Origin of the sequence: Priestia sp. RMT2NF4 (genome assembly GCF_047872835.1) — a bacterium.
In the GTDB taxonomy this organism is placed as follows: Bacteria; Bacillota; Bacilli; order Bacillales; family Bacillaceae_H; genus Priestia; species Priestia zanthoxyli.
Map to the genome: position 1 here is coordinate 715955 of NZ_JBLQZO010000003.1, position 12901 is coordinate 728855.

Annotated in this window: 14 protein-coding genes; 5 read left to right on the forward strand and 9 right to left on the reverse strand. The window is 38.5% G+C overall.

What is annotated here, in order from left to right:
* The first annotated feature begins 58 nt into the window (after positions 1–58).
* Positions 59–844: an SDR family oxidoreductase gene (locus ACMX9J_RS17060; RefSeq protein WP_028414127.1), complete on the forward strand. Its 786-nt coding sequence runs from the start codon at positions 59–61 to the stop codon at positions 842–844.
* A 36-nt stretch (positions 845–880) separates the two neighbouring features.
* On the opposite strand, the gene ACMX9J_RS17065 is transcribed toward ACMX9J_RS17060, so the two are convergent.
* The 5 genes from ACMX9J_RS17065 to ACMX9J_RS17085 form a co-directional block, all read right to left on the reverse strand.
* Positions 881–1492, reverse strand: coding sequence for a nitroreductase family protein (locus ACMX9J_RS17065; protein WP_014461024.1), 612 nt, complete (start codon positions 1490–1492; stop codon positions 881–883).
* 152 nt (positions 1493–1644) lie between these two features.
* Positions 1645–2808 carry an aminotransferase A gene (locus ACMX9J_RS17070; protein ID WP_033578399.1) on the reverse strand — a complete coding sequence of 388 codons (1164 nt, stop codon included), beginning with the start codon at positions 2806–2808 and terminating at the stop codon, positions 1645–1647.
* 96 nt (positions 2809–2904) lie between these two features.
* Entirely contained in the window at positions 2905–3126 is a 222-nt protein-coding gene (locus ACMX9J_RS17075; RefSeq protein WP_047751393.1) for an IDEAL domain-containing protein, read from the reverse strand.
* A 203-nt stretch (positions 3127–3329) separates the two neighbouring features.
* On the reverse strand, positions 3330–3524 hold the full coding sequence (locus tag ACMX9J_RS17080) for a hypothetical protein (RefSeq protein WP_013056022.1): 195 nt from the start codon (positions 3522–3524) through the stop codon (positions 3330–3332).
* A 113-nt stretch (positions 3525–3637) separates the two neighbouring features.
* Positions 3638–4237 carry a TetR/AcrR family transcriptional regulator gene (locus tag ACMX9J_RS17085; protein WP_013082269.1) on the reverse strand — a complete coding sequence of 200 codons (600 nt, stop codon included), beginning with the start codon at positions 4235–4237 and terminating at the stop codon, positions 3638–3640.
* A 297-nt stretch (positions 4238–4534) separates the two neighbouring features.
* On the opposite strand from ACMX9J_RS17085, the gene ACMX9J_RS17090 reads away from it, so the two are divergent.
* Positions 4535–5440 carry a chemotaxis protein gene (locus ACMX9J_RS17090; protein WP_048020021.1) on the forward strand — a complete coding sequence of 302 codons (906 nt, stop codon included), beginning with the start codon at positions 4535–4537 and terminating at the stop codon, positions 5438–5440.
* Between the two features lie 50 nt (positions 5441–5490).
* Here ACMX9J_RS17090 and ACMX9J_RS17095 read toward each other — a convergent pair whose 3' ends face one another.
* On the reverse strand, positions 5491–5958 hold the full coding sequence (locus tag ACMX9J_RS17095; protein WP_013056025.1) for a YkyB family protein: 468 nt from the start codon (positions 5956–5958) through the stop codon (positions 5491–5493).
* Positions 5959–6212: 254 nt separating this feature from the next.
* Positions 6213–6725, reverse strand: a complete 513-nt coding sequence (locus ACMX9J_RS17100; protein ID WP_416226040.1) for a L,D-transpeptidase family protein — start codon at positions 6723–6725, stop codon at positions 6213–6215.
* Between the two features lie 102 nt (positions 6726–6827).
* Between ACMX9J_RS17100 and ACMX9J_RS17105 the strand changes: the two genes are divergently transcribed.
* Both ACMX9J_RS17105 and ACMX9J_RS17110 read left to right on the forward strand, forming a co-directional pair.
* Positions 6828–8354 (forward strand): Ppx/GppA family phosphatase, encoded by a 1527-nt coding sequence (locus tag ACMX9J_RS17105; protein ID WP_098627121.1) that lies wholly within the window; start codon positions 6828–6830, stop codon positions 8352–8354.
* A gap of 73 nt (positions 8355–8427) precedes the next feature.
* Complete coding sequence (locus ACMX9J_RS17110; RefSeq protein ID WP_416226041.1) at positions 8428–10551, forward strand: RNA degradosome polyphosphate kinase; 2124 nt, start codon at positions 8428–8430, stop codon at positions 10549–10551.
* Between the two features lie 39 nt (positions 10552–10590).
* On the opposite strand, the gene ACMX9J_RS17115 is transcribed toward ACMX9J_RS17110, so the two are convergent.
* Positions 10591–10884 (reverse strand): hypothetical protein, encoded by a 294-nt coding sequence (locus ACMX9J_RS17115; RefSeq protein ID WP_013082274.1) that lies wholly within the window; start codon positions 10882–10884, stop codon positions 10591–10593.
* 146 nt (positions 10885–11030) lie between these two features.
* A complete protein-coding gene (locus ACMX9J_RS17120) occupies positions 11031–11897 on the reverse strand; it encodes a metallophosphoesterase (RefSeq protein ID WP_013082275.1) in 867 nt (288 codons plus the stop codon).
* A 171-nt stretch (positions 11898–12068) separates the two neighbouring features.
* On the opposite strand from ACMX9J_RS17120, the gene fadH reads away from it, so the two are divergent.
* Complete coding sequence (gene fadH / locus ACMX9J_RS17125) at positions 12069–12833, forward strand: 2,4-dienoyl-CoA reductase (protein WP_028414119.1); 765 nt, start codon at positions 12069–12071, stop codon at positions 12831–12833.
* Positions 12834–12901: the final 68 nt, after the last annotated feature.

Consider the following 12901-nt stretch of genomic DNA (forward strand, 5'->3'; position numbering starts at 1 on the left):
ATTTGACGAGAACGTGATAAAGTTAAAAAGATTCGAACTATTAGATGAGGTGAAAGAAATGGATGTTGAATTAAAAGGAAAAACAGCGCTTGTATTTGCAGCCAGCCAAGGGCTTGGCAAAGCGATTGCTGCTAGACTCGCAGAAGAAGGCGCAAACGTTATGATTGCAAGTCGTTCAGAAGAGAAACTAGCCCAAGTAGCAGAAGAGATTTCATACCTTGGAAGCGGACAAGTGTTACATAAAACGGCAGACGTTACAAAAACAGAGGACATTCAAGATGTTATTCAATATACAGTAGATACGTTTGGAACTATTGATATTTTAATTAATAATACAGGAGGTCCTAAAGCTGGGAATTTCCTTTCGTTAACAGATGATGATTGGAAGCAGGCATTTGAGTTAAATCTCCTCAGCTATATTCGTATTATTCGTGAGGTAGTGCCCTTTATGAAAAAGAGCGGAGGACGTATTGTCAATATTGCTTCTTCTTCCATTAAAGAGCCAATTGCTGGACTTATTCTGTCAAATACCTTCCGTACAGGAATCGTGGGACTTACGAAAACACTTGCTTCAGAACTAGCAGAGGACGGTATCTTAATTAACACGGTTGCGCCAGGAAGAATTGCAACAGACCGAGTGAAAGAGCTAGATACCATTCGTGCTGAAAAAATGGGAGTAGACGTTTTAGAAGTTGAAGAAGAGATGAGAAACCAAATTCCTCTTAAGCGCTACGGTCAGCCTGAAGAGTTTGCTAAAGCCGTTGCTTTCTTTGTTTCGGGAGCGAATTCATATATGACAGGCCAGTCGTTTCTAATCGACGGAGGCATGGTGAAATCCATTTAGTTACATAGAAAAACCCTGCAGCTGCAGGGTTTTTTGTTAAATCCAAGTTGTAACTTGATCTAATGGTAAACGATCGCTAGCATGTGCTTCTTTAGCTGCTTTTCCAACTGAAATAAGCATAACTGGAATGTATCGATCCTCAATTTTAAACTCTTCTACAAATTTTTGTGCGTTAAATCCGCCCATTGAACATGTGTCATATCCTTTTGCTTTTGCTGCAAGCATGAATGTCATAGATGCAAGCGAAGCATTTGTAAACGCGGCATCGCGGGCGAAAGCACCGTTTTTATAAGCGCCGTTAATTTGTCCTGACAAAATGTTTTTTACGTCTTCTGTCATGTGACCTGCTTCGACTAGTGGGTTGTACACGTCATCTACATTTTTATTGGCTTCTAAATCACCTAACACAGCTACTACAGCGCCTGCTTCTGTAATTTGTTTTTGGTTGTAAGCAATTGGAAGTAGACGTTCTTTCGCATCTTGGTCTGTAATAACAACGAAATGCCAGTGCTGTAAGTTCCAAGCTGATGGTGACTTCACTGTTGCTTCTAAAAGTTCCGTTAATTCTTCTTTGCTTAATTTAGCTGAAGAGTCATATTCTCGAATCGATGTACGCTCATTTACCACATCAAAAAAATCTTTTGTCATAATAAAAACCTCCGTTAAAAGTATGTATTTCTTTAGTGAATCGATGCACATTTTATAATGATACACTATTGAAGTCAATTTATATGCTTCTAGTATACCCGCTCTTATGTGCTATCACTCACAAAAAAATGCATACACTTCTTACCATCGGTTTAACGTGATTGACGAGATGTAAGATAAGCTTCAATTCGATCACAGGCTTCACGCAGCGTGTTCATGGAATACGCATACGACAGGCGTACATATCCTTCACCGTGGGAAGAAAAAGCGCTGCCGGGTACTAGTGCAACACCTGCTTCTTTGACTAACTCCAGGGCAAAATCAAATGAATTACTGTGGAAGTTCTGGATAGAAGGGAAGATATAAAAAGCACCAGTCGGCTTTTCTACGTCAAATCCCATGTTTACTAGTCGGTCATACACATAATTCAGTCTTTGTTCGTATTCTTTTTTCATATCCACCGCATCGTTTTTACCTGCTGTCAGTGCCTCGAGTGCAGCTGCTTGAGAGACAGAAGAAGCACAGCTCACGTTGTATTGATGAACTTTTAAAATATGTTTGGCTAAATAAGAAGGAGCAAATAAAAGACCAATTCGCCAGCCCGTCATGGAATGAGACTTTGATACTCCGTTAATAACAATTGTTTTCTCTCTCATAGATGAAATGGAGGCAATGGACTGATGTTTTTTATCAAAAACGAGCTCGCTGTATATTTCATCAGATAGTACAAAAATATTTTTATCGCTTAAAAGAGCGGAAATTTCTTCTAATTCTTGCTGTGACAACGTCACGCCTGTAGGATTAGACGGATAAGGTAAGATGACGCATCTTGTTTTAGAGGTCAAATGTTGTTCGATTAAATCCGCAGTTAGTCGAAATCCTGTTTCGGTTGTATCAATATGTACAGGTTTAGCCCCGTTTAACCGGATAAGCGGTTCGTATCCTGGATAAACAGGTCCAGGCAAAATAACTTCGGAATCTTCTTCTAAAATGGTGCGAAGAGCAATATCAATTGCTTGACTAGCTCCAATGGTCACAATTACTTCATCCGCTGGGTTATAGTGCAAGTCATATTTTTCTTTGACAAATTGAGCTGCTGCCTCGCGCAGTTCGATTGTTCCAGCATTGTGGGTATAAGAAGTTTGGTTACCATCAATTGCAGATTTTGCCGCTTCTTTTACATGCTGTGGTGTTAAGAAGTCAGGTTGTCCAATTGTGAGGGATAAAACATCTTGGTATTGTGAGACCATATTATAAAATGTACGTATTCCTGATAGTTCAATTTCTTTGACACGTTTATTGATTAAGTGCTCCATGGTTTCAAATCCTTCCGCGTATTTTCAACTCATTTTATCACAATGAAAATAGGTAAAAAACCACTATTTGCGCATTTTGCAAATAGTGGTTTTAAGTTAGGTGTTATATAGCTTATTATAAGCAGTTGTTAGTTCATAAAATTGTTCTTCATCTCTGTTATCTAACGCATCGTCGATAAGAGATTTCAAATGCTGTTTATTAAAGTTTGTACTCATAGTCGTTAAAATACGATTAGCTTCTTTTGCGTAATAGTGTTGGTAAGGTGTGTACTGAGATGAGTGAGGATAGTGATTCATATTTTTTCGATAAGAACTCATAACATAAACCTCCTTTTTTAAAATAAAACGCAGCTTCTATTACTTGAAATGTACCCTTTCTATATAGTTGTTAACCCTGTTTTTAACTGCGAATGTGCTAAGGTATGTGTTAGGAAATCAGAGGTTCCTTGCTTCACGTTCAATTCTAGATTCAAAAAAATAAGTGCATAAAAAGACCTGCATATATATGCAGGTCTTGTATATTAGTCAGTGTGTATTTGGCCTTCACGCCAATAAACGGGGGAAACGTAGCCAAAATCAACTTCATGATCGTCCAATGTGACAACGCAGTGATCAGAGCCTTCTTGTTCTTTAATATCTTGATATACAGCTTCTTCTACGTTTTCAATAATGGTCATTTCATTATCGTCATTAAAAAGAATGACGGAGCCTTTCATATTACGAACACCTTCTTTTAAGATTATTCATTCACTTTGTGTAGTATAAACCGTTTTGGCTGTAGAGTCCACAGCTATCTTCGATTTCTTGTTAAAAATTTGTGAACAGGCTTTTAGGAATGAATAAGAAACCCTCTAAATAGAAGAGTAACCGACTTGTCTATTCTTTCTTGAAGGGTAGCAGAGTCGGGTTGGTTAGTACACCAGTAGAGAAGGGTGCCAAAAAAATTAAGTATAGCAATAGAAGCCATTTCTTCCGCAGGGATATCAACTATAAGTTCACCACGGTCTTGTCCTGTTTGAAAAACTTTTGTAAAATGAGCGCGCATTTTTTCAATTTGAAGAATTTCAGATTGTTGAAAGGAACTGTTGGTAATAGCAATATGAAACCAAGAACGGATTAGGTGAGGGTTCGCTTCTTCGTTTGATTGTGCTAGTAATAAAAACAGTTGTTTAACAATGGCAGCAGTTGATTCTTCGGTTTGAAGGAGCTGTTCTAATTTATAGGAGATACGGTTTGTGAAATTAATTCCAAGGTAGTGAAGAACTTCTTCTTTTGTTTTGAAGTAATTAAAAAATGTTCCCTTTGCTACACCCGCTTCATGCGTAATTTGAGACACAGTCGTTTTTTGATATCCCTGCTGTTGGAATAAAGAGATAGCTGCTTTTTGAATGCGTTTTTTTGTTTCTTCTTTTTGTAATCCTCTGTTCATAAATTACACCTCATTTGAATAGGAGTGGTCGTTTGACTCAAGTTCATAAGCTAGTATAGAGAAGTAAAGTAGAGCAAGTAAAAAACTGAGCAGAGGATAAGACGAAAGGGATCAACGCTCATGTTTTTATATAGTATATAATATTCTGTTAATTCGTAAAACAATATTTTATGTATATGTTTTAGGGAAAAAGGATAATAAAATAAGAAAATTTTTCTTTACGGATATAAGAGGCGGTCACTATAATAGGAAATATGGACTATTAGATAAGCGGGTGAGATGAGAGGAGTAAGTGATATGAATCAAGATAAAGGAATACTCTTAGAAAGTGGTACAAACGAACTGGAAATTGTCGAATTTGAGATAGGAAATGTTTTATTTGGCATCAATGTAGTAAAAGTTAGAGAGATTATTAATCCTGTATCTATTACACCTGTTCCAAATGCGCATTCTTACATAGAAGGTATTATAGAGCTAAGAGGAGAAGTTCTTCCTGTCGTTGACATAGCAAAAGCGTTAAAAATGGAACCTTCAAATACGCCGGAAAAAGATAAGTTAATCGTCACAGAGTTCAATCAGCAAAAAATAGTCTTTCACACACACGCAGTAACGCAAATTCACCGTATTTCTTGGAAAGAAATTGAGAAGCCTTCAGATTTGTATCAAGGTTTGGAAACGCAGATTACTGGAGTGGTAAAATTAAACGGGCAAATGCTTCTGCTGTTAGACTTCGAAAAGTTGATTTCTGATGTGAACCCTGATGCGGGTATTAATCAGTCGAAAATAAAAAAGCTAGGGGCTAGAGAACGTTCTAATAAAAAGATTGTCGTGGCTGAAGACTCGCCGCTGCTGCGCCGAATGATTGAAGATACTCTTGCACAAGCAGGTTATGAGAACACGGAATTTTTCGAGAACGGTGAGGAAGCATGGAACTATCTAAGCTCGGTGATCGATGAAGGAGTGGAAATCAGTGATCAAGTCCAACTGCTTATTACAGATATAGAAATGCCGCAAATGGATGGCCATCATTTAACTAAAAAAGTGAAAGAAAATCCTCAGCTTTCTATCCTTCCAGTTATTATTTTCTCTTCTCTTATCACAGAAGATTTACGTCACAAGGGAAAAATGGTAGGAGCGGAAGGACAAGTAAGTAAGCCGGAAATCGGAGAGCTTGTTGAGTTGATTGATCTCTATATTTTGTAGGAAGACAAAAAAGTGCCTGAAAGCAGATTGCTCCACTTCAGGCACTTTTTTTAAAAATAACTTTTACCCAGCGGTTTAAACACAGGTGCTTGCCGTTTTCTTGGAGTCGAAACAGGGCTTTTAGCCGGCTGTACGAGATGACCCGTATATTTAGATAATAAGCGCTTCGCATAAGATAATGACATAGTCGTTTTGGGATTTCGATACTGATGGTTTAAATGGCCGAGGTGTGATAACTCTTTGAAGTCTTCTTTCTTTGGAGGCATATGGAAAAAGTAGTCTCCAACTGATACAAGTACATCTGATTTTTGCTGACTTTTACCAGGGTTTGGCGAAAAGTGAAGTCCTTCTTTTTTTGCTTTTCCTTCTAAAATTAGTTGATCTAATGCAATTTTCTTTAACGTATATAACTGCTTAGGATCAGGAGCAGCTTTTGCGTGACGATTTACAGTGAAAATAGCTTGTGCAATCTCAGATACAGACGGGGTCAAAGAGCCTTGTCCATTTGCTTGAGACATACGTTCACTCCCTTTCTATCATATCAGCTGTTCAACCTATAAGGTGAAAGCTGATACGTTCATTATAGCGTGTCTTGTCCCATTTGAAAATAATTACACGAAGAAGTATTTTGGTAATTAATGAAATTTCCTATGTATAGGGTTTGTTTTGTTACGCTTCCTTATACAAGTAAAGTGGAACAGCACGCCATACTTTCTATTTTTAAAAAATGCTGCTCGCACAGTTAAACAATCATTGATTAGTAAATCCCGAACTATTGAGCCATTCGTCGAGAGGGTCGAATATAAACACCAGTACCATTTGGCACAATTTGAGCTAGCTCATTTACTTGGGCATTATACATACGAATGCATCCTTTGGATACGGCTTTTCCAATAGAACTTGGATCATTTGTTCCGTGAATGCCATATGACTTTTTAGACAAGCTTAGCCACATTGTACCAAAAGGCCCCCCGGGGTTTGGTTCCCGGTTAACGATAACAAAGTCTCCAGTAGGCGTTGCGCTCAGCATTTTTCCTGCTGCAATGGGATAGACTTTTTGTATGATATTATTTCTTCGTAATTCAAGCTGTTTTTCAGCAATAAACACGTGGATCGTGTAAGGAATGAGCTCTTTATCGGAGAGGTTTGGAATGATGATTACTTGCCCAGGCTTCAGCGCATGATGGCTTACAAAAGGATTAGCCATCCACAGGTCTTCAACCGGAATCCGGTAGTCACCTGAAACGCTTTGCCAGGTTTCACCGCGCTTTACTATATATCTCATTAACTTCGCTCCTTTGATATATGACTATGCTGTAACAGTATACGATTGAAAAAAGTAAAAGTGACTTTTTAAAGTTATTTTGAAAAAGGTGTTGAAATTACATTGACTTATAAGCATGGACTGATTGATATAGGTTCAAATACGATACGCCTTGTTATTTATGAATACAAAAAAGGCAGAGGGTTTAAGCAAATTGAAAACGTGAAAGTAGCTGCACGGATTCGAAATTATTTAGATAAAGAAGGAGTGTTAACGGCTAAAGGAATACATACCTTGCTTGATACGCTTAAAACGTTTGGAGTTATTACCAAGCATTATCAGCTGCTGCGCGTTACCTGTGTGGCCACAGCTACCATCCGTCAAGCGACTAATGCAAAAGAAGTTCTAGCCCTTGTAAAAAAAGAAACGGGCTTTTCTATTCAACTATTGTCTGAATATGAAGAAGCGTATTACGGCTTTGTTGCAGTTATTCATTCCACTTCGATCGAAGAAGCCATTACAATTGACATTGGCGGGGGAAGTACGGAAGTTACGTATTTTCGCAATCGAGAGTTAGTGCAGTACCACAGCTTTCCATTCGGTGCCTTATCTCTACGTCTGCAGTTCGTCAAAGGCAATATTCCCACTGCAGAAGAAAAAGCGAAAATCCGGGATTTCGTGATCCGGCATTTCCATGCTGTCCCTTGGCTTTTAAATCGTCATGTGCCGATTGTAGCAATTGGAGGAAGTGCAAGAAGTATGGTGCAACTGCATCAAGGTTTTATCCACTATCCTCTCGCGGGGTTGCATCAATATGAAATGAATTTAGCTGATATATTGCATGTGAAATCTGCTATAGGCTCATTGTCTTATCACAATCTTCAAAAGCTAGACCGTTTGTCAAACGATCGTGCGGATACAATTTTGCCAGCGATTGAAGTATTTCAATCAGTATATGAAACAGTGAACGCGACTCGCTTCATCCTAAGCCGCAAAGGCTTGAGAGAAGGGGTGTTATTTAAAGAAGCATCTGATGCTAATATCCAGCCAATGTACCCCGATGTCATACAGCAAAGTTTTCAAGAAATAATGGAAGAGTTTGAAGTAAGTAAAGATTACGTCAAACAGCTTACGCGCACAGCTAGTATGATGTTTCAGCATCTTAGGGAGCAGGGACCGGTTGAGTTAAAAGAGGATGACTTAGCGCTTCTTATAAAAGCTGCGCAAGTGTATGATATAGGAAAGTATATTGATGCAGAATCAAGCAGCCAGCATACGTTTTATGTGCTTGCTAATCGTACAATAGATGGAATTTCACATAGAGAACGTTTAAAGCTGGCACTTGTTTCTTCATATAAAGGGAAGTCTTCTTTTAGGCAATATGTTGCTCCTTTTAAAAAGTGGTTAACAAAAGACGAACAAAAAAAAGTTCAGCTGCTCGGTGCACTTTTAAAAATAGCTGATGGCTTACATGCAACAAAGCGAAATGTTGTTCAACATATTGATGTGAAAAGCGATGAAAACACAGTGACGATTAAACTATTATGTACAAAAACCTTTCTTCCTGAACAATATCAGGCTGAAAAACAGAAAAAGCATCTAGAAAAAGTAGTAAAAAAAAATATTGTTCTTGAATTTACTAAGCTTTAGAATAACGCTGGATCGGTTAGAATATTCAGTATAGCTAACTAGATTAAATTCATTATCCTGGAAGGTGAGGCTAATGTTAGAAAGTAATCGCACTTATAAGCAAACCATACAAGTGGCTGATTCAGCTTATTACAATAATCGTGAATTGAGCTGGCTGGCCTTTAACAAGCGGGTGCTGGAAGAAGCTGTAGATACGAAAAACCCTTTGCTTGAGCGATTTAAATTTCTAGGGATTTTCAGTTCGAATCTGGATGAGTTTTTTATGATTCGGGTAGCGGGGTTAAAAGATCAGGTGAAGGCTGGATTTAACAAACCCGAAAACAAAGCAGGCTTAACTCCTACACAGCAGCTATTCTCTATCTCCAAACAAAACCACGAGCTTGTCAAGCAGCGGTATGATACGTATATTCACACACTTCTTCCCGAATTACAGAAATACGGTGTGGAAATCATTTCGGTTGAAAAGCTGGAGAAATCAAATCTAGATAAGCTTGAACAGTATTTTGACGAGCAAATCTTTCCCGTATTAACTCCTATGGCTATTGATACATACCGGCCGTTTCCTATGTTGATGAATAAAAGCTTGAACTTAGCAGTTGTCCTTTCAGAAAAGTTAAATGATGAGCAGCAAATTACCGAGATAAAAGGAAGACTAGCCATCGTTCAAGTACCTTCGATGCTAACGCGCTATATTGAAATAGCTACGTCAGATTCTACCCGTCTATTTGTATTGCTAGAGGATGTGATTGCCTATTTTATTAAAAAGTTGTTTAAGGGATACTGCGTTTCTTCCGTTTCCCAATTTCGAATTACCCGCAACGCAGATATGACTATTCACGAAGAAGACGCTCAAGATTTATTAAAAGAGATTGAAGAAGAGTTGCAGAAGCGAAAATGGGGAGCGGCTGTTCGGCTTGAGATTAAGAGTCCATACGATCAGGGTGTACTAGCGTATTTAAAGTCAGTCCTTGAAATTGACGATGAAGATGTGTATGAGATCAAAGAACAGTTGGATTTAACCAGTTTATTTTCGTTTTATAGATTACTTAAATCTACGCATGAAGAGCTCGCTGAAAAAGCCTTTATTCCTAAGGTTACAACACAGTTACACCCGGATCAAAATGTTTTCGACCAAATGATTCAAAGAGACATTTTGCTTCACCATCCTTATGAATCGTTTAAGCCGGTGCTTGACTTTGTTAACTGTGCAGCAGACGATGAAAATGTGCTTGCTATTAAGCAAACGTTATATAGGGTAAGCGGAGATTCTCCCGTTATTAAAGCATTAAAACGAGCGGCTGCAAAAGGTAAACAAGTGACGGTACTAGTTGAACTAAAAGCAAGGTTTGATGAAGAGAATAATGTGCAATGGGCTAAAGAGCTAGAGCGGGCAGGATGCCACGTGATATATGGAATGACGCATTTAAAAACGCATGGTAAAATTACGCTCGTGGTGAGAAGAGAAGGAGAGCATATTAAGCGATTTGTTCATCTTGGTACTGGGAATTACAACGATGCGACGGCAAAGATCTATACGGATATAAGTCTTTTTACTGTCAACCAAAACATCGGGATAGATGCGGCCAATTTTTTTAATTACTTAAGTGGCTATACGCAAAAACCAGTATATCATCATTTATCCGTTGCACCATTTGATATAAGAAACGATTTTTTGCATCTCATTGATCAGGAAATACAGTATCACAGACGGTATGGCAATGGAAGAATCATTGGGAAAATGAACTCATTGACGGATAAAATTTTAATTATGAAGCTATATGAAGCTTCTATAGCGGGTGTGACAATCGAACTCATTGTTAGAGGAGCGTGCTGCTTGCGCCCTCAAATTCAAGGCGTTAGCGAGAATATAAGAGTAAGAAGCATTGTGGGACGATTTTTAGAACATAGCCGAATTTATTATTTTCATCATAATAAACAGGAAAAGTTTTTCTTTTCATCTGCAGATATGATGACAAGAAATATGGTGAAACGAGTAGAAATTTTATTTCCTATCTTGGATACACATTTGAAAAAAAGAGTGTGGAAGTGGCTTGAAGTTATGCTTGCTGATAATGTAAAAGCACGAGAACAAGATCAAGAAGGGAATTATCATTACGTCATAAAAAAAGAACATGAGCTCTCTATTAATAGCCAAGAGATCTTTTGTCAATATGCTCTTTGCGACGATCAAGAATAACACAAAAAAAGCCGAGTGCTCGGCTTTTTAGTCATGTTATTATCTAGGAATGGGACCAACAGGACCGTATCCAGGTCCATAGTATGTGTTATAAACAGGGGCACCGCCTCCATAGCCGGCACCGGGGTAGCCTCCTCCAGGAAATCCACCGCCGTAAAACGGAACGGGATAAGGATAAGGTGGTGGACAGCACCCAGGTCTGCCTCCAAAACCGCCAACAGCTAGTCCGCCAAGCAGCCCACCAGCTAAGCCAGCAACAAAAGGAAATCCAAAAAAGCGCTCGTCACCATTTGGAATATTACGATATCCTGTATAGGGATATTGATAGTACATAATTTAACCTCCTTGTCAGTTGTCTTTGTAGTGTATGGCTGAACGGAAGTTTTTGAGCCTGGTTTATTTCTTTAAGACTAGAATTAGGCGGTCATGATCAGCTAAAAAAAGACAAAAAAACATAAAAACGCCCTGTAAGGGCGGTTTTATGTTGATTGCAAGGTGAAAAGCGTAATTTCAGGCGTAGCTAAAAAACGAAAAGGAATGCGCGTGGTTCCTAAGCCTCTATTCACATAAAGCTTCATTTTAGAATCTCCAACTTCGTACATTCCTTCAGGGTAAACCGTCCCAAAGGGCGGTGTAATCAAAGGACCGTAAAAAGGAATTTGAATTTGGCCTCCATGACTGTGGCCGGAGAGCTGAAGATCCACTGGAAAAGGAGCTGCTTTGACAGCAACGTCAGGTTCATGAATCATAGCAATAGAAAAGATATCCGGCTGTAATTGTCCTAGCGTTCCCTCATATTGTGGATTCCCAAGCATAATATCATCGAGTCCACAAATATGAATGTAGCTTTTATCGGGCATGGAAACCGTGTCAACTTCATTTACTAGAAGTCTAAATCCTGCGTCTTCAATGGCTTGTTTGTAGATATTTGTTCCATACCCTCCATGATCATGGTTTCCATATATTGCGTATTTTCCAAGAGGAGCCTGAAGCCTCTGTAAAATCGGGGGAATTCTTTCTGGATGCGGGTATTCATTAGGTACATCCATTAAATCTCCAGTAAATAATATAATAGTAGGCTTCAAATTATTTATGGTTACCATAAGCTGTTCTAGTTGTAATAAATCATAAGAGAGTCCAAGGTGAATATCACTAAATTGTAAAATTTTTATTCCGTTAAAGCTTTTTGGAATGTTTTTAGAAGTAATTGTATGACGAACAATTTGCAGACGTCTAGGCTCAATATATTTGGCATATGTATACCCAAAAGACGTGGTGAGCAAAGACCCTAACGAAATAGACGCTAGTCCTTTCAAAAAAGATCGTCTTGTATACGTCTTTTTCATGCAAAATCAACCTATTCCTTATAGTTTTCAAGTTTTCATTATAGCATTGTTTTTTTTATCATCACAACGAGAAGTCTGCTTTTAAGTTAAATAGATAAAAGTTTCACTTTATTCAGAAAAAATAGTAAAATAATAGTTGTAAAACACTTATGTTTTGGGGAGGAAGATAAATTGAAGAACAAGGTCGTAATTGTTACTGGCGGTTCAAGCGGAATGGGAAAACATATGGCGAAGCGATTTGCAGAACAAGGTGCTCATGTGGTAATCACAGGTAGGTCAGCCGATCGATTACAAGAGACAGAAAAGGAAATTAAAACGTTTGATGGACAGGTACTTTCCGTGGTGATGGATGTACGCAATCCAGAAGATGTGGAACGAATGGTTCAAGAAACAGACAAGGCATTTGGACAAATTGATTTTTTAGTTAATAATGCTGCAGGGAATTTTATATGTGCAGCTGAAGACTTATCCGTTAACGGATGGAACAGCGTAATTAATATTGTATTAAATGGTACATTTTATTGCAGTTCCGCAGTAGGGAAATATTGGATCGATAAAGGTACAAAAGGAGCCATTACAAACATTGTGGCTACATATGCGTGGAACGCAGGAGCAGGTGTTATTCATTCAGCTTGTGCTAAGTCAGGAGTTTTAACCATGACGCGCACGCTCGCAGTAGAGTGGGGAAAGAAATATGGTATACGGGTGAATGCGATTGCGCCGGGGCCGATCGAGCGAACAGGAGGAGCCGATAAGTTATTTGAGTCAGAAAAAATGAAAGCGCGTACATTGAATTCTGTACCATTAGGACGCCTTGGAACTCCTGAGGAAATAGCAGGATTAGCTAGTTTTTTATTCTCCGATGAAGCATCTTATATCAATGGGGAATGCATCACAATGGACGGGGGACAGTGGCTAAATCAGCATCCTTTTTAAGGTTGGATACGCACTAAAAAGTACAAAGCAAACCTAGAAGGACTAGCAAAATTATGCTATTCGTATTA

Coding starts and splice junctions, on each gene's coding strand:
- ACMX9J_RS17060 (WP_028414127.1), top strand. CDS start 59: ATGGATGTTGAATTAAAAGGAAAAACAGCGCTTGTATTTGCAGCCAGC.
- ACMX9J_RS17065 (WP_014461024.1), bottom strand. CDS start 1,492: ATGACAAAAGATTTTTTTGATGTGGTAAATGAGCGTACATCGATTCGA.
- ACMX9J_RS17070 (WP_033578399.1), bottom strand. CDS start 2,808: ATGGAGCACTTAATCAATAAACGTGTCAAAGAAATTGAACTATCAGGA.
- ACMX9J_RS17075 (WP_047751393.1), bottom strand. CDS start 3,126: ATGAGTTCTTATCGAAAAAATATGAATCACTATCCTCACTCATCTCAG.
- ACMX9J_RS17080 (WP_013056022.1), bottom strand. CDS start 3,524: ATGAAAGGCTCCGTCATTCTTTTTAATGACGATAATGAAATGACCATT.
- ACMX9J_RS17085 (WP_013082269.1), bottom strand. CDS start 4,237: ATGAACAGAGGATTACAAAAAGAAGAAACAAAAAAACGCATTCAAAAA.
- ACMX9J_RS17090 (WP_048020021.1), top strand. CDS start 4,535: ATGAATCAAGATAAAGGAATACTCTTAGAAAGTGGTACAAACGAACTG.
- ACMX9J_RS17095 (WP_013056025.1), bottom strand. CDS start 5,958: ATGTCTCAAGCAAATGGACAAGGCTCTTTGACCCCGTCTGTATCTGAG.
- ACMX9J_RS17100 (WP_416226040.1), bottom strand. CDS start 6,725: ATGAGATATATAGTAAAGCGCGGTGAAACCTGGCAAAGCGTTTCAGGT.
- ACMX9J_RS17110 (WP_416226041.1), top strand. CDS start 8,428: ATGTTAGAAAGTAATCGCACTTATAAGCAAACCATACAAGTGGCTGAT.
- ACMX9J_RS17115 (WP_013082274.1), bottom strand. CDS start 10,884: ATGTACTATCAATATCCCTATACAGGATATCGTAATATTCCAAATGGT.
- ACMX9J_RS17120 (WP_013082275.1), bottom strand. CDS start 11,897: ATGAAAAAGACGTATACAAGACGATCTTTTTTGAAAGGACTAGCGTCT.